The following is a 21650-nucleotide window of genomic DNA, read 5'->3' as shown; positions in this document are numbered from 1 at the left end:
CACGTCGTTTGGTCACCAACGGCGGACCGAACCGGGCCCAGTCACGCCGTTGGTGACCAAACGACGACGTTCTGGACGGGCGGGGCGGGCCGCCCGGCTCGGGTCAGCCGGTCGCGAGCAGCCCGCGCACGATGCGCAGCCCGACCGAGAGCCGGGCCAGGTCGGCCGCGTCGTCGGCGCAGATCTCCTCGAGCGTGGCGGCCGCACGCGGCACCAGCACGCCGTCGGCGTCCTCCCAGGCGGCGATCCGGTCCGCTGCCGGGTCGTCCGCGGAGGTCGTCGCGAGCACCTGCGCGGTGAGCTGGGTGTGCACGTCGTGCAGGTCGTCGCGCAGCGCCGCCCGGGCCATCGTCTGCCACCGGTCGTCGCGCGGCAGGCCCAGGATCCGCTGCACGAGCGCGGCCAGTCCGAGCCGCTCCCCCAGCGCGAAGTGCACCCGGGTCACCTCGGCCGGGTCGAGACCCTCCCGGGCGGCCACCTCGACGATGCCGAGCAGCATGTAGGCCGGCGGCAGCACGGCGACCCGGCTCGCCACCTCGGCCGGCACGCCCTCGGCCTCGAGGCGGTCACGCCGGTCCTGGTACGCCGCGAGCTCGCGGCCGGTCATCAGGTCCGGCAGCTCGGCCAGCACCCGCTGGACCGGCCCGGAGAACTGGTCCACAGTGCCCTGGCTGTCCAGCGGCGGCCGCCGGTTGTTGACCAGCCACCGCGAGGCCCGCTCCACCAGCGTGCGCATCTCCAGCCGCATCCGGGTCTGCACCGCGGCGTCCAGCTGGTTGTCGAGCTCGCGCAGGGCGTCACGCACGGGCAGCGAGCCGAAGATCTCGCGGGCCACGAAGTTGGCGCGGGTCAGCTCGGCGCCACTGGCGCCGGTCTCCCCGGACAGCCGCGGCCAGAACGTGATCCCGGCGCCGTTCACGATGTCGTTGACGACCTGGGTCACGATGATCTCGCGGCGCAGCGGGTGCTCGTGGATCTGCGGACCGAAGCCGTCCTGGACCGGCTGCGGGAAGTACGCCCGCAGGTCCAGGTCGAGGTACGGGTCGTCGGGCAGGTCGGAGGCCAGCAGCTCCTCGGCCAGCGCGATCTTGGTCCAGGCGAGCAGCACCGACATCTCCGGGGTGGTGAGGCCCGCCCCGCGGTCGAGCCGGCGGCGCACCTCGCGGCTCGTGGGCAGGCCCTCGAGCTCACGGTTGATGAGACCGTCGCGCTCCAGGCTGCGGATCCACTCCTCGTGGACGTGCAGCATCGACCCGGCGTTCGCGGCCGCGTTCGCCAGCGCGAGGTTCTGCTCGTAGTTGTCCCGCAGCACCAGGTCAGCGACCTCGTCGGTCATCTCGGCGAGCAGGGTGTTGCGCTGCTTCTCGGTGAGGTCGCCGTTCTTGACCACCCGGTCCAGCAGGATCTTCAGGTTCACCTCGTGGTCGGAGGTGTCGACGCCCGCGGAGTTGTCGATGAAGTCGGTGTTGATCCGGCCCCCACGCCCGGCATCGGCGGCTCCGGGACCGCCCTCCAGGGCGTACTCCACGCGGCCGAGCTGGGTGAACCCGAGGTTGCCGCCCTCGCCGACGCAGCGGGCCCGCAGCTCACGGCCGTCGACGCGGATGCCGTCGTTCGCCTTGTCCCCGGCGTCGGCGTTGGACTCCTCCGAGGACTTCACGTAGGTGCCGATGCCGCCGTTCCAGAGCAGGTCGACCGGCGCGAGCAGGATGGCGCGCATCAGCTCGGCCGGCGTCATCGACTCGATGCCGTCGGCGATGCCGAGCGCGCCGCGCACCGCGTCGTTGAGCGCGATCTTCTTCAGCGAGCGCGAGTAGACGCCGCCGCCCTCGGAGATCAGCGCATGGTCGTAGTCCTGCCAGCTCGAGCGGGGCAGCTCGAAGAGCCGCTTGCGCTCGGCGTACGACGCGGCCGCGTCCGGGCTCGGGTCCAGGAAGATGTCGCGGTGGTCGAAGGCCGCGACCAGGCGGGTGTGCTCGGAGCGGAGCATGCCGTTGCCGAAGACGTCGCCGGACATGTCGCCGATGCCGACGCAGGTGAAGTCCTCGGTCTGGCAGTCGACCCCGCGCTCGCGGAAGTGCCGCTGCACCGCGACCCACGCGCCTCGGGCGGTGATGCCCATGCCCTTGTGGTCGTAGCCGACCGACCCGCCGCTGGCGAACGCGTCGCCCAGCCAGAAGCCGTAGTCCTTGGCGACGCCGTTCGCGATGTCGGAGAACGCAGCGGTGCCCTTGTCGGCGGCCACCACCAGGTAGGAGTCGTCGCCGTCGTGGCGCACCACCTGCTCCGGCGGGACCGTCTCTCCGTCGACGAGGTTGTCGGTGATGTCGAGGAGCCCGGAGATGAACGTCTTGTAGCAGGCGACGCCCTCGGCCAGCCACGCGTCGCGGTCGCTGGGGGCAGGGAGCTGCTTGCAGAAGAACCCGCCCTTGGCGCCGACCGGCACGATCACGGTGTTCTTCACCATCTGCGCCTTCACCAGGCCCAGCACCTCGGTGCGGAAGTCGTCGCGCCGGTCCGACCAGCGCAGGCCGCCCCGGGCGACCGCGCCGAAGCGCAGGTGCACGCCCTCGACGCGTGGGGAGTACACGAAGATCTCGAAGCGCGGCCGCGGCTCGGGCAGGTCCGGGATCCCGGCCGGGTCGAGCTTGAACGAGATGTAGGAGCGCACCCCGCCCCCGCGGGGCGTCTGGAAGTAGTTGGTGCGCAGCGTGCCGTGGATGTGCGCGAGGTAGGAGCGCAGGATCCGGTCGTGGTCGAGGCTCGCGACGTCGTCGAGGGCCCGGATGATCCGCTCCTCGATCATCTCGGCTCGGCTGAGGTCCGCCGTCGGGTCGAAGCGGACCTCGAAGAGCAGCACCAGCAGCCGGGTGATGTCGACGTTGCTGCTGAGTGCCTCGTGGATGTAGTCCAGCGCGAACGGCGAGTTCCCCTGGCGCATGTACTTGGCGTACGCGCGCAGCACCGTCGCCTGGCGCCAGGTCAGGCCGGCCCCGAGGACCAGCGAGTTGAAGCCGTCGATCTCGTTGTGCCCGTCCCACACCGCCCGGATGGCGTCCTGGAACAGCTCGCGTGAGTTGTCCGGCAGGGCCCGGTCGTAGCGCAGGCCGAACTCGTAGATGTACGTCGGCCGCTCGAGCCCGTCGAGGTCGTAGGGCCGCTCGTCGACGACCTCGACCCCCATCGAGGACAGCATCGGCAGGACCTCCGAGAGCGACAGCGGCGGCCCGATCCGGTACACCTTCAGCCGCGCCTCGCCCTGGCCCGCGTCGAGGTCCTGGTGGAGCGACAGGTCGAGTCCCGCGCCGTTCTCGCCGAGGCGGACGTCCTCGAGCCGGCCGAGGTCGAGCGCCCCGATCCGGGCTGGGAAGTCCTCCTTGTAGGCCTCCGGGAACGAGTCGAGGTAGCGGCGGGCCAGCCGTGCGCCGTCCTCCTCGCCGTACTCCGCGAGCACCGCGGTGGCGAAGTCGTCGCGCCACGAGCGGGACGCCTCGGTGAGGCGGCGCTCGAGCTCGGCGGAGTCGACCTCGTGGATCGCCGAGCCCTTGGGCGGGTGCACGACGAAGTGCACCCGGGCGGTCGTGGACTCGGTCAGCCGGACGGTGAACTCCACGGTGGCGCCGCCCAGGCTCTCGCGCAGGATCTCGGAGAACCGCTCCCGGACCGCGGTGTTGTAGCGGTCGCGGGGGAGGTAGACCAGCACCGACACGTAGCGCCCGTAGGTGTCGCGCCGGATGAACATCTTCAGCTGGCGGCGCTCGCGGGCATGCATCGCGGCCTCGGCCATCGGGGCCAGCTCGTCCACGCTGGTGTGGAACAGCTCGTCGCGCGGATAGGTCTCGAGCGTGTCCAGCAGCGCCTTGCCGTCGTGGCTCTGCGGCGAGAAGCCGATCCGCTTGAGGACCGCGGCCGCGCGGTCGCGCAGCAGCGGGATGCGGGTCAGTGACTCGGTGTAGGCCGCGCTGGAGAACAGGCCGAGGAACCTGCGCTCGCCGACGACCTCGCCGTTCTCGAACCTCTTCACGCCGACGTAGTCGAGGTACGCCGGGCGGTGCACCGTCGAGCGGGAGTTCGCCTTGGTCAGCACCAGCATGGTCTTCTCGCGCGCCTTGGCCGCTGCCTGGGCCGGCAGCTTGCCCGACGAGGTCGACATGTCCTGGTCGGCGCGCAGGATGCCCAGGCCGGTGCCGGGGACGCCGCGGAGGTGCTCGCTGTCGTCCTGCCGCTCGAGGTGGTACTCGCGGTAGCCGAGGAACGTGAAGTGGTCGTCGGCCAGCCACTGGAGCAGGTCCCGCGCCTCGCGCACCTCGTCGGCGTCGACGCCCTCGGGCGGCTCGACGGTCAGCTCGTGGACGATGTCGGCGACCTGGGCGTGCATCTTCGACCAGTCCTCGACCGACTCGCGCACGTCGCGCAGCACCCGTTGGATCGACTCCTCGACCTGCCCGAGGTCCTCGCCCTCGGGGATCCGGTCGATCTCGACGTGCATCCACGACTCGCGGCCGAGCTCGCGGCCGGTCTCGTCGGAGTCGGTCTCGTCGGAGCCGGGACCGACCTCGCGCAGGTCGCCGGTGATGTCGCGGACCACGTCGAAGAGCGGGTGGATGACCAGGTGCACGTCGCGCATCTGGCGCGACAGCTCCATGGTCAGCGAGTCGACCAGGAACGGCATGTCATCGACGACGACCTCGACGACGGAGTGCCCCGCGGCCGACCAGCCCTGGTCGCCCGGCGTCGGCGTGAACACCCGGACCCGGGCCGTGCCCTGGGGGCGCTCGGCAGCCAGCCGGTAGTGCGACGCGAACGCGCCGTACACGTCGACGGCGGAGCGCTCGCACACGTCCTCGGCGGCGACATGGCGGTAGTAGGCCCGGATCAGGCCCTCTGCGGCGTCGTGGGGTGGGCTGCCCGTCCCCTTGCCCCTGCGGGCCAGGGCAGCCGCTTCGGACAGCAGCTCGGACAGGTCCTGCTCACGCGTCGTCGTTGACACGGGTCCGACATTAGGACGCCGCCGTCCGTCCACCAACTCCGCCCCGCCGAGTCGACGGTCCCGGACCTCTGAGAGGCCCCTAGATGTACCCGGCCAGGACGTTGGTAGCGGCGAGCCTGGTTGAACGAACGAGAACCTCCGAATGGGATGTGGCTTGTCTAAGGCCCACTCCCACCCGGAGGTTCTCGTGTCCCACGGTAGTGCCCGGCTGACCGTCCATGGTCGCCGCTTGATCGTCCAGCGCCACCAGGCCGGTTGGCCTCAAGCCCATATCGCGGCCGCGATGGGCGTCTCCCGCAAGTGCGTCAGAACCTGGATCGACCGCTTCGAGGCTGAAGGCGATCCCGGGCTGGTGACGCGGTCCTCGCGTCCGCACACGATGCCGACTCGCACCAGCCCCGAGGTCGAACAAAAGGTCCTGGCCGCCCGGGCCACACATCGCGACGGCGCAGACGTGCTCGGCCCGAAGGTCGGGGTGCCGGCCCGGACGGTGTCTCGGATCCTGCGCCGCCACGAGATGCCCTACCTGCGTGAGTGCGACCCGATCACCGGCGAGGTGATCCGCTCCTCGAAGGCGACCGCGGTCCGCTACGAACGCGAACGGCCAGGCGAGCTGGTCCACATGGACGTCAAGAAGCTCGGACGCATCCCCGATGGTGGTGGCTGGCGCGTCCACGGACGAGGCATCCCGCGTGACCGCGTCAACGGCCCCGGCTACGACTACGTGCACTCACTGGTCGACGACTACACCCGCCTGGCCTACAGCGAGGCCCTGGCCGATGAGAAGGGCGCGACCTGCGCAGGGTTTCTCGAACGCGCCATCGTCTACTTCGCCGAGCATGGAATCGCTCGAATCGAGCGGTTGATGACCGACAACGCCTTCGCCTACCGCCACTCCGCAGACCTCAAGCGCGTGTGCGCCGAGCACGACATCCGGCAGAAGTTCATTCGCCCCCACTGTCCCTGGCAGAACGGCAAGGTAGAGCGCCTCAACCGCACCCTGGCCACCGAGTGGGCCTACCGACAGACCTTCACCAGCAACGCCGAACGCGTAGCAGCTCTTGCCCCCTGGCTCGAGCACTACAACACTGAGCGCCGCCACAGCGCACTCGGAGGCAAGCCGCCGATCAGCCGCCTGCTACCAACCTGATGGCCGGGTACACCTAGGCGCCGTACCCTCGGAGTCATGCGCGTGGCCCTCGCCCTCGGCTCCGGCGGGGCCCGCGGCTACGCCCACATCGGCGCGATCGAGGAGATCCGGGCCCGCGGCCACGAGATCGTCGCGATCGCCGGCTCGTCGATGGGCGCGCTCGTCGGCGGCCTGGCCGCCGCCGACCGGCTCGAGCCCTACACCGAGTGGGCCCGCTCGCTGACCCAGCGCGACCTGTTCCGGCTCCTCGACCCGAAGTGGTCGGCCCCCGGCGCCATCGCCGCCGGCCGGTTCTTCGCCGAGGTCGAGCGGCTGGTCGGCGGGCAGCGGATCGAGGACCTGCCGGTCCCGTTCACCGCCGTCGCCACCGACCTGCACGCCCGCCGCGAGGTGTGGTTCCAGCGCGGCCCGTTGGTCTCCGCGATCCGCGCCTCGACCGCGATCCCGGGCGTGATCACGCCGGTGGAGATGAACGGCCGGCTGCTCGCCGACGGTGGGCTGATGAACCCGGTCCCGATCGAGCCCACCGCCATCTCCGTGGCCGAGCTCACCATCGCGATCTCCCTCCAGGGCGCCCGCACCGCGCACGAGCGGGCCACCCCGGCGCGCGAGCCCGCGAGCCCGACCTGGCGCGAGGAGCTCGTCGAGCGGGTACGCCGTACCGTCGGCCGGACCGCGGAGCCCGAGCCGCCCACGCTGCTCGAGCAGGTGCGGCTCTCCGACGTCGTCGGGCTGTCCATGGACGCGATGCAGGGGCTGATCACCCGGTACCGGATGGCCGGGCTCCCGCCGGACGTGCTGGTGACGGTGCCGGTCGGCGCCGCCCGGTCGCTGGAGTTCCACCGCGCCGCGGAGATGATCGAGCTCGGCCGCACCCTCACCGCCGAGGCGCTGGACGCGGCCGGGCACTGACCGGCACCCGACGGGTCACCAGCGGTTGCGGGCCTCCTCGGCCCAACCGACCAGCCCGTCGAGCGGCACCCGCTCGCCGTCGTCGGTGGCGGCCCAGCCGCTGAAGCGGCCGAAGCACTGGTGGGTCTCGTTGGCCACCACCCCGAGGTTGGTCTTGTCCACGCGCTCGTGGAACGGCTCGAGCCGGGCGTCGACACGCGGCCCGTGGATCCGCCACGGTCGTCGCCAGTCGGTGCGGTCGTACTCCCAGGCCAGCTCCTCGCCGATCTTGTGCGCCCGGCCGTCGACGAACAGCGCGTTCTCGGTCAACCCGGTGCCGTCGGTCCACTTCCCGCCGAGCGTGATGCCGACCCGCTCCGACGAGCCGGCCGCCCAGTTCCAGGTGATCGCGTAGGGCCACTTGCCGCGCCCGTGGTCGAGGACCGCCCACCCCTCGGTCACGTCGTACGGCGTGCCCTCGAGCACGACCCGCCCGGTGACGGAGCGGGCGACGTCCTTGACCGTGTACTGGAAGCGGCGGGTGCTCCACGGCACCACCACCCCGACGCACTCGCCCCCGGCGCCGACCGCCAGGTCCACCTCGATCCCCGGCGCGCTCGCCCGGACCACGACCCCGCCGGGCGCACCGGTCCCGCCGGGCGCGTCGGCCAGCTCGATCCGCAGCCGCCCGGCCTCGACCAGCGTGCGGCCGCCGACCCCCGGCGCCAGCGCCACCCCGCGGGCCAACGGCGGCACCTCCTCGTGCGACCAGGTCCGCCCGGTCTCACGGTCCAGCACCCACACCGAGCAGACCCCGGCGTAGCCGAGCGACGAGGCGACCACCCCGAGGCAGAGCCGCGGCGTCACGACGCCCCAGTACTCCCAGCGCTTCGCCCGGCCCCAGCCGCGCAGGTTCGCGCGGTGCAGCGGCCGGCGCGACCAGCCGACCGCGTCCGGGTCGAGCCGGCCGCCGGGCAGGCACAGGTCGACCGGCGTCGTGATCTCGCGTTCTGCCACAGGGGTGGTCTATCAGTTACTAACCTTCGGCCCGTGCCCTACCGAGATCTCAGCGACCGTGAGCTGCGCGCACTCGCGTTCGTCGACGAGCGCGAGCTGGTCCGTGACCTCGTGGAGCTCGTCTCGGTCCCCAGCATCAGCGGCAGCGACGCCGAGTGCGACGTCCAGCACCGGCTCGCCAAGCAGCTGGGCGAGCTCGGGCTCGACGTCGACCTGTGGCAGCTCGACCTGGACCGGCTGACCGCCGACCCGGCGTTCCCCGGTTGGGAGGCGCCGCGCACCGAGAGCTGGGGCCTGGTGGCCGCCAGCGGGCCCGGCGAGCCCGAGCTGGTCCTCCAGGGCCACGTCGACGTGGTGCCGCCGGGCGACCTCGGCGCGTGGCGCGCCGACCCGTTCGGCGGGACCGTCACCGGCCGGCGCGTGCACGGCCGCGGCACCTGCGACATGAAGGCCGGCGTGGTCGCCAACCTGGCCGCGGTCCGCGCCGTGCGCGCCGCGGGGATCGCGCTCACGAGGCCGTACGCCGTGCAGCTGGTGGTCGGCGAGGAGGACGGCGGACTCGGCGCCTTCGCCACGCTCGAGCGCGGGCACCGGGGCCGGGCCTGCATCATCACCGAGCCCACCAGCGGCACGATCACCACCGCGAACGCCGGAGCCCTCACCTTCGAGCTCCGGGTCCCGGGGGCCGCGACCCACGCGAGCACGTCGTACGCCGGCGTCAGCGCGCTGGAGAAGTTCTGGCCGCTGCACGCCGCGCTCGCCGCGCTCGAGGCGCGCCGCAACCGCGACGTCCACCCGCTGATGGCCGAGTACCCGCTCGCCTACCCGCTCTCGATCGGCAAGGTCGGCTGCGGCGACTGGGCCAGCACCGTCCCGGACCTGCTGGTCGCCGAGGGCCGGCTCGGCGTCGCGCTCGGCGAGGACCCCGACGACGCGCGCGCCGAGCTCGAGGAGGCGATCGCCGAGGCCGCGTGCGCGGACCTGTGGCTGCGCGACCACGCGCCGACCGTCGCGTGGACCGGGGGGCAGTTCGCCAGCGGGCAGTACGCCGAGGGGAGCAGCGCGCTGCTCGACCTGGTCGCGACCGCGCACGCCGATGTCACCCAGGGGCCCCGGCCGCGCGAGCGCGGGGCGCCGTACGGCAGCGACCTGCGGCTGTACGCCGCCGCCGGCATCCCCACGCTCCACTACGGCCCCGGCGACGTCCGGCTCGCCCACGGCCCGCAGGAGGCGGTCGACGTGGACGAGCTGGTCGCCGTCACCGAGAGCCTGGTGCTCGCCCTGATGCGGGCCTGCCGCTGATCACCAGCGGTTGCGGGCCTCCTCGGCCCGGCCGCGTTCGCCGGGACGTCATACCGACGGAGGAGGGGGACACACTGTCCGTATGACGTCCCGGCGACGAGCGGCTCAGAAGAGCAGCGCGGAGGCCGGGTCCGCCATGATCCCCGCGACGTCGGCGAGGTAGCGCGAGCCCTTCTCCCCGTCGATGTGCCGGTGGTCGAAGGAGAGCGCCAACGTGGTCAGGTCGCGTGCCACGATCTCGCCGGTCGCCTCGTCGACCCACGGCTGCTTGCGGATCGCGCCGAAGCAGAGGATCGCGGACTCGCCGGGGTTGATGATCGGCGTACCGGAGTCGACGCCGAAGACGCCCACGTTGGTGATCGTGAACGTGCCGCCGGCCATCTCGGCCGGCTGGGTCTTCCCCTCGCGCGCGGTCGCGGTCAGCGCGTTCAGCGCCTGCGCGAGCTCGAGCAGGCTCATCGAGTCGGCGTCCTTGACGTTGGGGACGACGAGTCCGCGCGGGGTGGCCGCGGCGATGCCAAGGTTCACGTAGCGCTTGTAGACGACCTCCTGCGCCGCGTCGTCCCACCACGAGTTGATCTCGGGGGTCCGCCGCATCGCGAGCAGGCACGCCCGGGCCAGCACCAGCAGCGGTGAGACCCTGACCTCGCGGAACTCGCGCCGCGCCTTCAGCCGCTCGACCAGCTCCATCGTGCGGGTGACGTCGATGGTGACCCACTCGGTCACGTGCGGGCTGGTGAACGCCGACCGGCTCATCGCCTGCGCCATCATCTTCCGCACGCCCTTGATCGGCTCGCGCCACTCCCGCTCGCCGCCGCCGGCGGTCGAGGTGCGAGGCGCCCCGGCGCCGAGCCCCGGAGCCCCGGACGCGTCACCGCCGGCCGCGGACTCCACGTCCTCCCGCGACACGGTGCCGTTCGGCCCGCTCGGCGTGAGCGTGGTGATGTCGACGCCGAGGTCCTTGGCCAGCTTGCGCACCGGCGGCTTGGCCAGGGTGCGCGCCGCGGCCGGGGTGTCCAGCGGCGCGGCGGCGGTGGCGGGCACCGGCTCCTCGTCGGCCTCGACCATCGGCGCTCCGCCGGTCTCGAACGCGGCCTGCGCCTGCATGTGCGCGGCCATCGCCCCGGAGGGCACCTTGCGGGCCCGGCGGACCGGCCCCCGGTCGGCCTTGTTGCGGCCGACCAGGCTCTCGCCCTCGCCGCCCCCGGACGCGGCCGGGTTGGACAGGTCGATCGCCTCCGGCGCCTCCGGCGCGCCACCGGCCGCCGGCTCGTCGGCCACGTCGTCGCCGATCGCGATGATCGGCGTGCCGACCGGGATCATCTCGCCCTCGGCGACCAGGATCGCGCTGACCGCACCGGCGTACGGCGAGGGCAGCTCGACGATCGACTTCGCGGTCTCGATCTCGACGACGATCTGGTTGATCTCGACGACGTCGCCCACGGCGACGTGCCACTTGACGATCTCGGCCTCGGTCAGGCCCTCGCCCGGGTCGGGCAGCTTGTACTCAGGCACGCGGGCCTCCTTCAGAACTCGAGCGAGCGGTCGACGGCGTCCAGCACCCGGTCCAGGTCGGGGAGGTAGTCCTCCTCGATCCGGGACGCCGGGTAGGGCGTGTCGAAGGCTCCGACCCGCAGCACCGGTGCCTCCAGGGAGTAGAAGCACTGCTCGGTGATCCGGGCCGAGAGCTCCGCGCCCAGGCCGAGGTTGACGTGCGCCTCGTGGGTCACGACCACCCGGCCGGTGCGGCGTACCGACTCGTAGACGGGCGTCATGTCCAGCGGCGAGAGCGTGCGCAGGTCGATCACCTCGAGCGAGCGGCCCTCGGTGGCGGCGGCCTCCGCCGCTGCCATCGCGGTCTTCACCGTCGGGCCGTAGGCGAGCACCGTGATGTCGGTGCCGCGCCGCACCACCCGGGAGCTGAACAGCGGGGCCGGGGTGGCGGTGTCGTCGAGATCGGCCTTGTCGGCGTGGTACTGCCGCTTGGGCTCGAGGAAGATCACCGGGTCGTCGCACGCGATCGCCTGCTGGATCATCCAGTAGCCGTCCACGGGGTTGGAGCAGGCCACCACCTTCAGGCCCGGCGTGTGCGCGAACTGCGCCTCCGGGCTCTCGCTGTGGTGCTCGACCGCGCCGATGCCGCCGCCGAACGGGATCCGGATCACCATCGGCATCCGGGACTTGCCCTGGCTGCGGAACGTCATCTTCGCGACCTGGCAGACGATCTGGTCGTACGCCGGGTAGACGAACCCGTCGAACTGGATCTCGACCACGGGCCGGTAGCCGCGCAGCGCCAGCCCGACGGCGGTGCCGACGATGCCGGACTCGGCCAGCGGCGAGTCGATGACCCGGTCCTCGCCGAAGTCCTTCTGCAGCCCGTCGGTGATCCGGAAGACACCGCCGAGCTTGCCGACGTCCTCGCCCATGAGCAGGACCTTCGGGTCGTCCTCCATCGCCTTGCGCAGCCCCATGTTGAGGCCCTTGGCCAGCGTGATCTTGGTGCTCATGCCTGCGCCCCCTCAAAGGACTCGAGGTAGGCGGCGAACGCCTCCCGCTGCTGCTCGAGCTCCTCGGTGAGCTCGGTGTAGACGTGGTCGAAGATGCTCAGCGGCGAGGGGTCCGGCAGCGCCCTGCAGCCCTCGCGGAGCCGGGCACCGAGGTCGGCCGCCTCCTCCTGGACGCCGGCGAAGAACCCGTCGTCAGCGATCCCGTTGCGCCGCAGGTAGGCCTCGACGCGGGCGATCGGGTCCTTGAGCTTCCAGCGCTCCAGGTCGTCGGAGAGCCGGTAGCGGGTCGGGTCGTCGGTCGTGGTGTGCGCGCCCATCCGGTAGGTGTAGGCCTCCACGAACGTCGGGCCCTGGCCGTCGCGGGCCCGGTTGAGCGCGGCCTTGGTGACGGCGTACGTCGCCAGCACGTCGTTGCCGTCGACGCGGACGCCGGGGAAGCCGAAGCCGAGCGCGCGCTGGTAGAGCGGGATCCGGCTCTGCCGCTCGAACGGCTCGGAGATCGCCCACTGGTTGTTCTGGCAGAAGAAGACCACCGGTGCGTTGTAGGACGCGGCGAAGACGAACGACTCGTTGACGTCGCCCTGCGAGGAGGCGCCGTCGCCGAAGTGCGCGATGACCGCGGCGTCGCGGTCGGGGTCGCCGGTGCCGACGACGCCGTCGCGCTGCATGCCCATGGCGTAGCCGGTGGCGTGCAGGGTCTGGGCGCCGATCACGATCGTGTAGAGCCCGAAGTTGTTGGCCTTCGGGTCCCAGGAGCCCTGGTCGACGCCGCGGAACAGGCCGAGCAGGTCGAGCGGGTCGATGCCGCGGCACCAGGCGACGCCGTGCTCGCGGTAGGTCGGGAAGACGTAGTCCTGGGGGCGCAGCGCGCGGCCGGCGCCGATCTGTGCGGCCTCCTGGCCGAGCAGCTGGGCCCAGATGCCGAGCTCGCCGTGCCGCTGCAGCGCGGTCGCCTCGGTGTCGATGCGACGGGTGAGGACCATGTCGCGGTAGAAGCCGAGGATGGCGTCGTCGCCGAGGTCGAAGGAGAAGTCGGGGTGCTCCACCCGCTCTCCCTCGGGCGTGAGCAGCTGGACCAGCTCGGGTCCGCCGTCCTGCTGGGAGGGCCCGAAGACCTCGGCGAGGTCGGGGCCGAAGCCAGCCGTGTTCGCGGGGTTGCCACCCGCTGCCTGCTGGGTCACGTGCGCTCCTTCGAGTCGTCGGCGGTACGGGGTCTCCGCGTGCCGATGTCGGCCGCTCCGGACGCGGGGCGCGGGGGGTGTGGCGCCCTGTGACCCGGAACACAATCGTGCACGTTCAACCTACCGGTGCCACCGTCGGACCCGCCAATCAACCGGGGCAACCAACCGGGCAACCAACCGGGGCGATCGTTGCGCGAGCGGCTCACCTCGGCGCACCACGGGTCGTCAGTGGACCTCGCCGAGGTCCTCGTGCTCGCGGTGGCTGACCGGCTCGACCTGGAAGGTCGAGTGCCGCAGGTCGAAGTGCTCCGCGGTGCACTCGCACAGCCGGTCGAGGACGCCACCGACGCCGAGCTCGGCGAGCACCTCCTCGGTGACGGTCACGTGGGCCGACAGGCTCGGCATCCCGCTGGTGATCGTCCAGGCGTGCAGGTCGTGGACGTCGACGACGCCGGGCATCGCGAGCAGGTGCCGGCGTACGTCGTCCAGGTCGAGGCCCTGCGGGGCGACCTCGAGCAGGATCGACGCGGACTCGCGCAGCAGCACCAGCGAGCGCGGCAGGATCAGCGCGGCGATCACCAGGGACGCGATCGGGTCGGCGCGGTCGAGGCCCCAGGCCCAGATGACGGCGCCGGCCAGCACCGCGAGGACCGATCCGACCAGGTCGGCGAACACCTCGTTGGCCGCGCCGCGCAGGTTGAGCGATCCGGTGTCGGAACGGTTGAGGATCACCAGCGACACGGCGTTCGCGACCAGGCCGACCGCGGCGAACGCGACCATCGGCCCGGCGTCGACCGACACCGGGTCGGCGAGGCGGGAGATGCCGGCCCAGGCGAGGTAGCCGCAGACCACGAGCAGCACCAGGGCGTTGACCAGCGCTGCGAGGATCTCGGCCCGGTGCAGGCCGAACGTCGAGCGGGGGCCACCGCCGTGCGCCGCGACGTACGACGCCCCCAGCGCCAGCACCACGGCCGCGGCGTCGGTGGCCATGTGGCCGGCGTCGGCGAGCAGCGCCAGCGAGCCGGTGAGCAGCGCACCCACCACCTCGACCGCCATCACGAGGACGGTGATCGCGAGCACCACCCGCAGCCGGCCGCGGTCCTCCGCCCGCCCCGCCGCGTGGTCGTGGTCGTGCCCCATGTCCGCATTGTGCCAACTCCACAGATTCTGCTGCGCGGCGCCGATGCCCAGGTGATCCTGTCGCCGCACGACAGGACGCGACACGTTTGGCGGGGACACATGGGGTGGGGGAGGCGGGCGGCTGCGGCCGCTCTGACGACGATGCTGGCCGCGGTGCTGACCACGGCACTGACGGTTGAGCTGATGCCGGACGCGTCGGCGGTGCGGCTGCGGCCGCCGGCGCAGCGGGTGACTCCGGTCCTGCACCGGGAGGGGTTCGCCGACCCCTCGGTGGTGTCGATCGCGGGGGGCTACCTGGCGATCTCGACCGGGTGGCGGGCGCCACGAGCCGTGTCGAGCTCGCCGCGCGGTCCGTGGCACTCGGTGCGCCCGGCCCTGCCGGACCTCCCGCGGTGGGTGCGCTCACCGCAGATCTGGGCCTCCGAGCTGGTGCGGTCGCGCACCGGCTGGCTGCTCTACTACTCCGCGGTCGCGCACGGGAGGACCCGCCGCTGCATCGGCGTCGCGAGGGCACGGCGCCCCCTCGACGTGTTCCACACCGTCGGCCGCCGGCCGCTGGTGTGCCCGCGGCGCGGCGCGATCGACCCCTCCGGCTTCGTGCGCGGCAACGGCGTCCGCTACCTGCTGTTCAAGACCCAGGGGAACCCGACCTCGATCCGGCTGCTCCGGCTCACCCGCGACGGCCGGCACCGCGGCCACCACGCCCACCCGCGGGTGCTGCTGCGCAGCCGGCACACGGTCGAGAACCCGGTCCTGGTCCGGCACCGGCGGCACCTGGTGCTGTTCACGTCCGAGGGCTACTTCGGCAGCTGCGGCTACGAGACCACGTGGCGCCGCTCGAGGAGCCTGTTCCGCTGGGGCCGGTCCGAGCCGCACCCGCTGCTGCGGCGTACCAACACCGGCATCTGCGGGCCCGGCGGCGCCGACGTCGTCACCGCGGGCCGCAAGCACCCGGTGATCTACTTCCACGGCTGGACCTGCGGGAAGCGCCGGCCGTGCCCGCCGCGGTTCGTCCTCGGCCGGGCCAAGCGGCCCTTCGCGCGCCGGGTCATGTATGCCGCCCACCTGCGCTGGCGGCACGGCGCGCCACGGGTGCACGGCTTCATCCGGCGGCACTGAGCCAGCTCCTACCCTGTCCGGCATGGAGCTCGCCTTCGACGGGGAGGTCTGGGAGTGGCGCGGGCCGGCGCCGTACCACTTCGTCAGCGTGCCCGAGGACGACTGCGAGCAGCTGGCCGAGACCGCGGCGGCGGTGACCTACGGCTGGGGGATGATCCCGGTCACCGTCGAGGTCGGTGCGACCCGCTGGACCACATCGCTGTGGCCCAAGGACGGTGGCTACGTCGTGCCGCTGAAGGACCAGGTGCGCCGGGCAGAGGGCCTCGAGCTCGGCCAGCAGGTCACGGTGCGGCTGGTCGTCGACGTCTGAGCCGGCCGGTGGCGGCCGATCCCCGGACGGACGCGGCGCGGGCCGCCCGGACTTCTCAGGCAGAACCTGCACTTCTCGGGTGAAACTTCGGCCGATAGGTACTGGTTTCCCCGGGTACCCGGGGAAACCGACGACGGCAGCGCTACAGCCGGTCCCGCCCGTGCGGGGTCAGCCAGACCGACGGGTCCGGGCCCTGGGGGACCACGCCCGACGGGTTGATGTCCCGGTGCACGACGTAGTAGTGCCGCTTGATCTGGTCGAAGTCGGTGTTGTCGCCGAACCCCGGCGTCTGGAACAGGTCGCGGGCATAGCCCCACAGCGCCGGCATCTCGGTGAGCTTGTTGCGGTTGCACTTGAAGTGCCCGTGGTAGACCGCGTCGAAGCGGGCCAGCGTGGTGAACAGGCGTACGTCGGCCTCGGTGAGCCGGTCGCCCATCAGGTAGCGCCGGTCGGTGAGCCGCTCCTCGAGCCAGTCCAGCGCGGTCCACAGCCGGTCGTAGGCCTGGTCGTAGGCCTCCTGGGTGCCGGCGAACCCGCACCGGTACACGCCGTTGTTGACCTCGGTGAAGACCCGCCGCATCACCTGGTCCATCTCCTCGCGGAGGTCGTCGGGCCACAGGTCGGGCGCGTCCGGGCGGTGGTGGTCGCGCCACTCGAAGAACAGGTCGTGGGTGAGCCACGGGAAGTCGTTGGTGACCACCGCGCCGGTCGGCACGTCCACGACGGCGGGCACCGTGATGCCGCGCGGGTAGTCGGGATAGCGGGCGAAGTACGCCTCCTGCAGCCGCTCGATGCCGAGCACCGGGTCCCGGACCCCGGGGTCGAGGTCGAAGGTCCAGCTGCGCTCGTCGTGGGTGGGCCCGCAGAGCCCCATCGAGAGCACGTCCTCGAGCCCGAGCAGTTGGCGCACGATGATCGAGCGCGTCGCCCACGGGCAGGCCTTCGCCGCCACCAGCCGGTAGCGACCCGGCTCGACCGGCCACAGCTCGCCCTCGACCGGGCCGTGCTCGGGCCGGCGCCCCTCGCGGGTGATCCGGTCGGGGATGTATGTCATGTCGCGGTCGAACTCACCCGACGTGAGGTACCTGCCGCCGCCCGAGTCCTCGCCCATGCCTCCACCTTAGGTGAGAGTTCAACCATGGCGGGCCCACGGCTCAGAGCAGGTGCCGGTCCTGCTTGGCGCGCAGCACCCGCAGCACCGCGGCGTCCACCTTGGCCCGGAACCGCTCGCTGGTGCGCGCGCGACCGAGGACCGCGCGGTACATCGCCGGCACCGGGTCGGGGTCGACGCTGAGCACGATGTCGCCGCCGGCGCCGATGAAGCGCAGCGCCCGACCGGCCGGGCTGTAGCCCGCGACCTGCCTGGCCCGGGCCAGGTCGTCGGAGATCACCACGCCGCGGAACCCGAGGTCGCCGCGCAGCATGGTGCCGATCACGAACGGCGAGAACGCCGCGGGGTTCCGCCGGTCGAGGTGCTCGTAGTACGCCGTCGACATCATCACGAACGGAACCCCCGCGCCGATGGCCGCCCGGAACGGACGGAGGTAGGCGTCGTGCCGGGTCGTCACGTGGTCGGTGACGCCCGCGTGGGTGTCGGTGTTGGCGCGCACCCGGCCCAGTCCCGGGAAGTGCTTCACGGTGGGTACGACGTCGCCGTCGGCCATGCCGTTGAGGAACGCGACCCCGTGCCGGGCGACGACCTTGGTCGTGAAGCCGAACTCGCGGTCGTAGCGGCCGATCGGCGGGTTGTGCCGGGCGGCCTCGCGGCTGGGGACCGTGTCCATGACCGGCGCCAGGTCGAGGTTCACGCCGGCCCGGCGCAGCTGCCCGGCCCACACCTTCGCGGCGCCCCGCAGCCGGCGCGGCTCCCACGTCCCCTGCTCGAGCGCGGAGGGGATGTCGGAGAACCCGGGCCCCTGCAGGACGCGGACCGCTCCGCCCTCCTGGTCGGTGGCGACGAACAGGCGGACCCCGCCGGTCGACGCCCGGTCGACCTCGGCGCGCATCGCGCGGGAGACCCGCGCCGGGGCCCGGACGCCGTCGTAGCTGCGGCCGGCCAGCATCACGTTGCCGACGTGGAGGCGGTGGATCTGGGCGCGGGTGGCGCGGTCGACCCGGTCCGCGGGCGTGCCGACCATGAACAGCTGCCCGACCCGCTGGGCCAGGCTCAGCTCCCGGAACACCGACGCCGCGGTGCGGGTCTCCTGGTGCCGACCGCTGGTCGCGGACGCGTGCGCGTGGGCGGAGCCGGTGGCGGGCACCAGCAGCCCGGTGCCCAGGACGGCGGCCGCGAGGGCGACCCGGACCGGACGGAGCGACGACAACACGCGTCGGCACGCTACCCGGTCAGCGGGTGAATGCGGCAGCGACCCGGAGCAGCCGGTCGTTGGCCTCGGTCTCCCCGATCGAGACCCGGGCGCCCTCGCCCGCGAACGGGCGGACCACGATCCCGGCCTCGTCCGCGGCTGCGGCGAAGTCCGCCGTCCGCTCGCCGAGCTCGAACCAGACGAAGTTGCCCTGGGCGTCGGGGACGTCCCAGCCGGCCTCCGCGAGCCCCGCCACGACACGGGCGCGCTCGGCGACCAGGGCCTCGACCCGCTCCAGGAGCTCGGCCTGGCGCTCCAACGACGCGATGGCCGCGGCCTGGGCGACGGTGGAGACGCCGAACGGCAGCGACACGGCGCGCAGTGCGGCCGCGATCGGCGCGGGCGCGACGGCGTACCCGACACGGAACCCCGCCAGCCCGTAGGCCTTGGAGAAGGTGCGGGTGAGCACCACGTTCTCCCGGGCGCGGTAGGTCGCGAGGCCGTCGACCGGGTCGGCCATCCGCACGAACTCCAGGTACGCCTCGTCGACGACGACGAGCACGTGCGGCGGCACCTTCGCGAGGAACGCGTCCAGCTCGGCCTGGGTGACCGCGGGCCCGGTCGGGTTGTTGGGGGTGCAGACCAGCACCACCTTGGTGCGGTCGGTGAGGGCGGCGGCCATCGCGTCCAGGTCGTGCCGGCCGTCGGCCAGCACCGGCACCTTGACCGCGGTCGCGGCCGCGGCGGTCACCGCGATCGGGTAGGCCTCGAACGAGCGCCAGGCGAACACGACCTCGTCACCCGGCTCGCAGAACGCCTGCACCAGCTGGTAGATCAGCCCGACCGACCCGGTGGCCACCGACAGGTGGTCGGCCGGTACCGCGAACTTCTCCGACAGGGCGGCGTAGAGCCCGGCGCTGCCCATGTCGGGGTAGCGGTTCATCGCGGCGACGCCGGCCCGCACGGCCTCGATGACCCCGGGCAGCGGCGGGTAGGGGTTCTCGTTCGAGGAGAGCTTGTACGACGTCATCCCGGGTCGGACCGTCGGCGGCTTGCCGGCGACGTACGGCGGGATCTCCGCGACGGTGCGCCGGGGCTGGGGGCTGGTCATGGGGCCACCCTAGTGAGGACGGCGGCGGCGCCAGGGGCGCAGCAGCAGGGCCAGCACGATCCCGATCGCGACCCCGACGACCGCGCCGGTGACGTTGTCGACCACGTCGGTGACGTCGCAGGCCCGGTCGAGCCGGGCCAGGGCCAGCTGGGTGGCCTCGATCACCACGGAGTAGCCGGCCAGGACGGCCAGTCCGGCCGGCACCAGCACCCAGGCCGCGCGCCACCGAGCGGCCGCGAGGACGAGCAGGGCGCCGGGCGGCACGAACACGACCGTGTTGAGCAGCCGCTGACCGCCGGAGAAGATCCAGAACGCGTCCGGCGCCGGTCCGCCGAGGTCCCACGAGCAGGTGGTCAGCCGGCCCTCCGCGGGCACGATGCCCGGCGCGCCGTTCGCCGGGATCAGCGTGATCGAGGCGATCACCGCCAGCGACCAGACCAGCCCTCCGACCGACGCGGCGGTCACCCACCCCAGCCGGCGCAGCGCCAGGGTGAGCAGCAGGCAGGCCGCCGCGGACACGACGACCAGGAGCAGCATCACCTGCACGCCGCCGACCGGGAACACGGCGTCGAGGCTATCCGGCGGCCGGCGGGACAGCCCGGCTCGGACCTCTCGGCCAATACCTGCACTTCTAGGCCGAAGTTTCGGCCGAACAGTACCGGTTTCCCCGGGTACCCGGGGAAACCGCCGCCGGGACGGCAGCGCAGAGACCCCCGAGCCACACCTCGGTCCCCATAGGATCGAGGTGTGGGTCTCTTCAAGCTGCTCGGCTGGCTGCTGACGAACGCGGTCGCGCTCGCCGTCGCGTGCCAGCTCTTCGACGGGATCGGCTTCCACGGGGGCGCCAGGAACGGGTGGGACGAGGTGGCCGACAAGGTCTGGCCGCTGCTGTTCGTCGCGCTGATCCTGGGCGTCGTGAACTCGTTCGTGAGCCCGGTCCTGAAGTTCCTGTCGATCCCGTTCGTCATCATCACGCTGGGCCTGTTCCTGTTGGTGATCAACGCCCTGATGCTGCTGTTCACCGAGTGGCTGGCCGGCCTGTTCGACATCGACTTCTACGTGCACGGGTTCTGGACCGCGGTCGGCGGCGCGCTCGTGATCACGGTCGTCACCTGGATCGTCGGCCTCCTGCTCGGCGACGCCGAGGGGGCCTGAGCCGTGGTGGCGCCGGCGCTGCCCCCGGCCCGGACCCCCGGCCGGTACCACGTCGCGGTGGTGTGCCTGGGCAACATCTGCCGCTCGCCGATGGCGCAGGTCGTGCTCAGCGAGCGGGTCGCCGACGCGGGCCTCGACGACCGGGTCACGGTGACCAGCGCCGGCACCGGCGGCTGGCACGTCGGCGGCCCGATGGACCCTCGCGCCGCCGCCACGCTGACCCGGTCGGGGTACGACGCCTCCCGGCACCGGGTCCGCCAGTGGGACGCCCGGGACGCCGCGGACCTGGTGCTGGCGATGGACGCGCAGAACCACGCCGACCTCTCCGACCTCGAGGACCCCGCTGTGGGCACCGCCGAGGACCCCGCTGTGGACACCGCCGTGGACCCGCCGGACGGGACCGGCCGGGTCCGGCTGTTCCGCGAGTTCGACCCGGTCGAACCCGGCGGCGACGTGCCCGACCCGTACTACGGTGGGGACTCCGGATTCGAGGAGGTGTTCGCGATGGTGGAGCGCACGGCGAGGTCCCTGGTGCAGACCCTGGAGCGCGAGCGCCCCTGGAGCGGCGGGGGTGAGCGGGTCTCGTGACCCGACAGCCGCTGGTCGCGCGCCGGGCCGAGGAGCTCCTCGGATCCTCGGTGGTGGCCACGGCGCCGGTCGCCGGCGGCGACATCTCCACGGCCACCCGGCTACGGCTCAGCGACGGCACGACGGCGCTGATGAAGACGCTGCCGCACGCCCCGGAGGACTTCTTCGCCGCGGAGGCGGCGGGGCTGCGCTGGCTCGCCGAGGCGACGTCCGCCGGCGGGGCCCAGGTCCCCGCGGTCCTCGGCGTCGACCACGAGTGCGTGATCGTGCGCTGGGTCGAGCCGGGCAAGAACTCCGTCGACGCGGCCACCGGGTTCGGCCGCGCGCTCGCGGCCACCCACGCGGCCGGGGCGCCGTCGTACGGCGCGGACCGCGACGGCTTCATCGGCCGGCTGCCGCTGCCCAACCGGCCGACCGACAGCTGGGCGGAGTTCTACGCCGCGCGCCGGGTGCTGCCCTACCTCAAGCTCGCGCGCGACCGCGGCGCCGCGACCGCCGAGCAGGCGGCCGCGATCGAGGCGGTGCTCCCCCGGCTCGCCGACCTGGTCCCCGAGGAGCCGCCCGCCCGGCTGCACGGCGACCTGTGGAACGGCAACGTGCTGTGGGGCCTGGACGGGCAGGCGTGGCTGATCGACCCGGCGGCGTACGGCGGGCACCGTGAGGTCGACCTCGCGATGCTGGCGCTGTTCGGGCTGCCGCACCTGCCGCGGATGCTCGACGCGTACGCCGAGGCCGCCGCCGAGACCGCGCCCCTGACCGACGGGTGGACCGAGCGGGTGGCGCTGCACCAGGTGTTCCCGCTGCTCGTGCACGCCTGCCACTTCGGCGGCGGCTACGCCGGCCGGGCCGCCGAGGCCGCCGCCCGCTTCGCCTGAGCCGCCCG

General features: G+C 72.8%; 18 protein-coding genes. 8 read left to right on the top strand and 10 right to left on the bottom strand.

Annotated elements, in window-relative coordinates; genetic code table 11:
• Positions 1–103: 103 nt before the first annotated feature.
• A complete protein-coding gene (locus QMC84_RS13280) occupies positions 104–4990 on the bottom strand; it encodes an NAD-glutamate dehydrogenase (protein ID WP_300375290.1) in 4887 nt (1628 codons plus the stop codon).
• 187 nt (positions 4991–5177) lie between these two features.
• Between QMC84_RS13280 and QMC84_RS13275 the strand changes: the two genes are divergently transcribed.
• The gene (locus QMC84_RS13275; RefSeq protein WP_300375289.1) at positions 5178–6140 is read left to right on the top strand and encodes an IS481 family transposase; all 963 of its coding nucleotides are present in this window, start codon (positions 5178–5180) and stop codon (positions 6138–6140) included.
• Between the two features lie 36 nt (positions 6141–6176).
• Entirely contained in the window at positions 6177–7052 is an 876-nt protein-coding gene (locus tag QMC84_RS13270) for a patatin-like phospholipase family protein (protein ID WP_300375288.1), read from the top strand.
• Positions 7053–7067: 15 nt separating this feature from the next.
• Here the strand turns inward: QMC84_RS13270 and QMC84_RS13265 are convergent, their stop codons facing one another.
• A complete protein-coding gene (locus QMC84_RS13265; protein ID WP_300375287.1) occupies positions 7068–8048 on the bottom strand; it encodes a DUF2804 domain-containing protein in 981 nt (326 codons plus the stop codon).
• Positions 8049–8081: 33 nt separating this feature from the next.
• Between QMC84_RS13265 and QMC84_RS13260 the strand changes: the two genes are divergently transcribed.
• Positions 8082–9350: an ArgE/DapE family deacylase gene (locus tag QMC84_RS13260; protein WP_300375286.1), complete on the top strand. Its 1269-nt coding sequence runs from the start codon at positions 8082–8084 to the stop codon at positions 9348–9350.
• Positions 9351–9455: 105 nt separating this feature from the next.
• Here QMC84_RS13260 and QMC84_RS13255 read toward each other — a convergent pair whose 3' ends face one another.
• The 4 genes from QMC84_RS13255 to QMC84_RS13240 all read right to left on the bottom strand — a co-directional run bounded on the left by QMC84_RS13255 (position 9456) and on the right by QMC84_RS13240 (position 14178).
• Entirely contained in the window at positions 9456–10865 is a 1410-nt protein-coding gene (locus QMC84_RS13255; protein WP_300375285.1) for a dihydrolipoamide acetyltransferase family protein, read from the bottom strand.
• An 11-nt stretch (positions 10866–10876) separates the two neighbouring features.
• Positions 10877–11857: an alpha-ketoacid dehydrogenase subunit beta gene (locus QMC84_RS13250; protein WP_300375284.1), complete on the bottom strand. Its 981-nt coding sequence runs from the start codon at positions 11855–11857 to the stop codon at positions 10877–10879.
• Entirely contained in the window at positions 11854–12936 is a 1083-nt protein-coding gene (pdhA, locus tag QMC84_RS13245; RefSeq protein WP_300375356.1) for a pyruvate dehydrogenase (acetyl-transferring) E1 component subunit alpha, read from the bottom strand. Before pdhA ends, QMC84_RS13250 begins: the two co-directional genes overlap by 4 nt.
• 327 nt (positions 12937–13263) lie before the next feature.
• A complete protein-coding gene (locus QMC84_RS13240; protein WP_300375283.1) occupies positions 13264–14178 on the bottom strand; it encodes a cation diffusion facilitator family transporter in 915 nt (304 codons plus the stop codon).
• Positions 14179–14277: 99 nt separating this feature from the next.
• Between QMC84_RS13240 and QMC84_RS13235 the strand changes: the two genes are divergently transcribed.
• Together QMC84_RS13235 and QMC84_RS13230 are read left to right on the top strand one after the other, a co-directional pair.
• The gene (locus tag QMC84_RS13235; RefSeq protein ID WP_300375282.1) at positions 14278–15297 is read left to right on the top strand and encodes a glycoside hydrolase family 43 protein; all 1020 of its coding nucleotides are present in this window, start codon (positions 14278–14280) and stop codon (positions 15295–15297) included.
• A 22-nt stretch (positions 15298–15319) separates the two neighbouring features.
• The gene (locus QMC84_RS13230; RefSeq protein WP_300375281.1) at positions 15320–15607 is read left to right on the top strand and encodes a DUF1905 domain-containing protein; all 288 of its coding nucleotides are present in this window, start codon (positions 15320–15322) and stop codon (positions 15605–15607) included.
• A gap of 142 nt (positions 15608–15749) precedes the next feature.
• Here QMC84_RS13230 and QMC84_RS13225 read toward each other — a convergent pair whose 3' ends face one another.
• Genes QMC84_RS13225 through QMC84_RS13210 form a run of 4 tightly spaced genes read right to left on the bottom strand, consistent with a single transcriptional unit; the run spans position 15750 to position 19588 of the window.
• A complete protein-coding gene (locus QMC84_RS13225) occupies positions 15750–16718 on the bottom strand; it encodes a glutathione S-transferase C-terminal domain-containing protein (RefSeq protein ID WP_300375280.1) in 969 nt (322 codons plus the stop codon).
• A 43-nt stretch (positions 16719–16761) separates the two neighbouring features.
• Positions 16762–17934, bottom strand: a complete 1173-nt coding sequence (locus QMC84_RS13220) for a glycoside hydrolase family 3 N-terminal domain-containing protein (protein ID WP_300375279.1) — start codon at positions 17932–17934, stop codon at positions 16762–16764.
• Between the two features lie 19 nt (positions 17935–17953).
• Positions 17954–19024, bottom strand: a complete 1071-nt coding sequence (hisC, locus tag QMC84_RS13215) for a histidinol-phosphate transaminase (RefSeq protein WP_300375278.1) — start codon at positions 19022–19024, stop codon at positions 17954–17956.
• Between the two features lie 9 nt (positions 19025–19033).
• Positions 19034–19588: a VanZ family protein gene (locus tag QMC84_RS13210; RefSeq protein WP_300375277.1), complete on the bottom strand. Its 555-nt coding sequence runs from the start codon at positions 19586–19588 to the stop codon at positions 19034–19036.
• A gap of 183 nt (positions 19589–19771) precedes the next feature.
• Between QMC84_RS13210 and QMC84_RS13205 the strand changes: the two genes are divergently transcribed.
• From QMC84_RS13205 to QMC84_RS13195, 3 genes are read left to right on the top strand one after another with little or no spacing between them, the layout of a single operon-like run.
• The gene (locus tag QMC84_RS13205; protein ID WP_300375276.1) at positions 19772–20179 is read left to right on the top strand and encodes a phage holin family protein; all 408 of its coding nucleotides are present in this window, start codon (positions 19772–19774) and stop codon (positions 20177–20179) included.
• Between the two features lie 3 nt (positions 20180–20182).
• A complete protein-coding gene (locus QMC84_RS13200; protein WP_300375275.1) occupies positions 20183–20767 on the top strand; it encodes a low molecular weight protein-tyrosine-phosphatase in 585 nt (194 codons plus the stop codon).
• Positions 20764–21642, top strand: a complete 879-nt coding sequence (locus QMC84_RS13195) for a fructosamine kinase family protein (protein ID WP_300375274.1) — start codon at positions 20764–20766, stop codon at positions 21640–21642. Before QMC84_RS13200 ends, QMC84_RS13195 begins: the two co-directional genes overlap by 4 nt.
• The last annotated feature ends 8 nt before the right edge of the window (positions 21643–21650 follow it).

The organism is Nocardioides sp. (assembly GCF_030019515.1).
Taxonomy (GTDB): domain Bacteria; phylum Actinomycetota; class Actinomycetes; order Propionibacteriales; family Nocardioidaceae; genus Nocardioides.
Note: the sequence above shows the minus strand (reverse complement) of the source record. Positions and strands in the feature narration are given on the sequence as shown.

Excerpts from the sequence above, each read along its gene's own strand:
- hisC (WP_300375278.1), bottom strand. The coding sequence starts at position 19,024 with ATGACCAGCCCCCAGCCCCGGCGCACCGTCGCGGAGATCCCGCCGTAC.
- QMC84_RS13240 (WP_300375283.1), bottom strand. The coding sequence starts at position 14,178 with ATGGGGCACGACCACGACCACGCGGCGGGGCGGGCGGAGGACCGCGGC.
- QMC84_RS13235 (WP_300375282.1), top strand. The coding sequence starts at position 14,278 with ATGGGGTGGGGGAGGCGGGCGGCTGCGGCCGCTCTGACGACGATGCTG.
- QMC84_RS13230 (WP_300375281.1), top strand. The coding sequence starts at position 15,320 with ATGGAGCTCGCCTTCGACGGGGAGGTCTGGGAGTGGCGCGGGCCGGCG.
- QMC84_RS13225 (WP_300375280.1), bottom strand. The coding sequence starts at position 16,718 with ATGGGCGAGGACTCGGGCGGCGGCAGGTACCTCACGTCGGGTGAGTTC.
- QMC84_RS13270 (WP_300375288.1), top strand. The coding sequence starts at position 6,177 with ATGCGCGTGGCCCTCGCCCTCGGCTCCGGCGGGGCCCGCGGCTACGCC.
- QMC84_RS13250 (WP_300375284.1), bottom strand. The coding sequence starts at position 11,857 with ATGAGCACCAAGATCACGCTGGCCAAGGGCCTCAACATGGGGCTGCGC.